Consider the following 1,966-nt stretch of genomic DNA (forward strand, 5'->3'; position numbering starts at 1 on the left):
TTTTTTATTGAAGATAAATATTAAGATATATTCTCCTTAGAGCTGTATTTTTAATTTTGATAAAAAATTGAATATAAATTTTTTGGGGGGAGTTTTAAATAAAATCTCATGTTTTATTAGTAAACAATGTCAGTGAAGTTTATAGAGAATTCTTTACAGAATAGATCGTTTCTTATCCTATTATGCTGTAAAATACTGTTGTTTAGAATAGTGATATAAAGCATGTAACATTCTACACATGAAGTATTTTTAGAATGTGTGGTGAGTATTCAGGGCAGGGCTAGCCCATAGAGCCTTATGTAGGTGAACCATATAAATGGTCAGCAGCATGCTCCTTAACAAAGCCGGATTGTTCACAAACCGACGCTGGTAGGAATCCTCGTTTTTTGATGTTTGGGGAGGAGGTTAAGTAGAAAAAGGGTAACTAAAATTACCCTTTTTTGAGATGTTTTTATGTATAGACTTTATTTGTTACCTTGAGTCATTTTTTTCTTTACAAATGTAAAATAGGTTATGCCTAAGCAAATAAACCAGAATATACCGTATTTTAAAGCTGTTAGGGTGTCTTCTTCTAATGTTAACAAATAGAGCATGAAAGCAAAGAAAACTAAAATTATCCCGCACACGATAATTCCTCCTGGCATTTTGTAGACGGATTCAGTATGCAGATGAGGGTGTTTGCGACGATATACAATATAGCTAACCAAAATTACAGACCATACGAATAAAAATGCAATAGCTGAGATGCTCGTCACAATTGTGAAAGCACTTATGAGGCTTGGAGAGAGTGAGGCAATTGTATACCCTATTAAAATACATAAGCAGGAAAAGAATAGAGCATTGGCTGGAACATGGTATTTGGAAAGCTTCCCTAAAATTGGAGGAGCACCTTTTTGTGTTGCAAGCCCATATATCATGCGGCTAGTCGAAAAAATACCACTATTTGCTGAAGAGGCAGCCGAGGTGAGAACGACAAAGTTTACCAAACCAGCAGCTATCGGAATACCAGCAAGCCAAAACATCGAAACAAAGGGGCTTTTCTCTGGAACAATTTGATCCCAAGGTGTGACTGACATAATCACGATGAGAGAGAAGATGTAAAAGAGTACAATACGTACTGGTATTGCATTAATTGCTTTTGGTAGAACTTTTTTAGGATTTTTGACTTCAGCTGCAGTTGTTCCTGCAATTTCTATACCAACAAAAGAAAAAATGGCAATTTGAAATCCAGCAAAAAAACCTGTAATTCCTCGCGGAAAGATATTTCCATCGTTCCATACGTGATTGAGAGAAGCAACAGTACCATTGGGAGAAGTAAAGCCCGTAGCAATCATATAAAAACCAACAACAATTAATGCTAAAATTGCTACGACTTTGATAAGACCAAACCAAAATTCAAGTTCACCAAACAGTTTTACGGCAAAGAGATTAAAAATTAAAAAGAAACCAATGCAAGAAAAAACGGCAATCCATGGATTAAGCGTTGGCCACCAAAAGTGCATATAAGTGATGATGGCAATAATATCTGCAGCTCCAGTTACAACCCAGCTCAACCAATAGCTCCAGCCTACAAAGAAAGCGATTCCCGGCCCTAGCATATCGGTTGAAAAATCAATAAGGGACCGGTATTGTGAATTAGAAAGCAATAATTCTCCCATAGCGCGCATGACAAAGTATAGGGCACATCCAATAATAGCATAAACGAGTACGATGGAAGGGCCTGCTACACTAATTGTTTTTCCTGATCCCATGAAGAGTCCTGTTCCAATAGCTCCACCGAGGGCTATAAGTTGTACGTGACGGTTATCTAGGCCACGTTGTAGTTTCATCTGAGGACCATCTTTTAAATTTTGTTTATAGTTCATTTTTGGGGGGTTCCCTTTAATTATTTTGAGGTTAAATTACACTAAAAAATGCATTATTCTGTATCGAAGCATGATATAAATAAGGTGTAAAGGAAAAAAAC

The 1,966-nt window shown here is 36.5% G+C and carries 1 protein-coding gene; it reads right to left on the reverse strand.

The genetic code is table 11. From position 1 onward, the window contains the following. Nucleotides 1–464: 464 nt before the first annotated feature. Nucleotides 465–1,865, reverse strand: coding sequence for an amino acid permease (locus ACFIKE_RS09945; RefSeq protein WP_375649672.1), 1,401 nt, complete (start codon nt 1,863–1,865; stop codon nt 465–467). Nucleotides 1,866–1,966: the final 101 nt, after the last annotated feature.

Origin of the sequence: Bartonella sp. MU70NMGDW, from assembly GCF_042194085.1 — a bacterium.
In the GTDB taxonomy this organism is placed as follows: domain Bacteria; phylum Pseudomonadota; class Alphaproteobacteria; order Rhizobiales; family Rhizobiaceae; genus Bartonella; species Bartonella grahamii.

Bases quoted from the DNA above. Each gene is read 5' to 3' on its own strand.
- ACFIKE_RS09945 (WP_375649672.1), bottom strand. From the start codon at position 1,865: ATGAACTATAAACAAAATTTAAAAGATGGTCCTCAGATGAAACTACAA.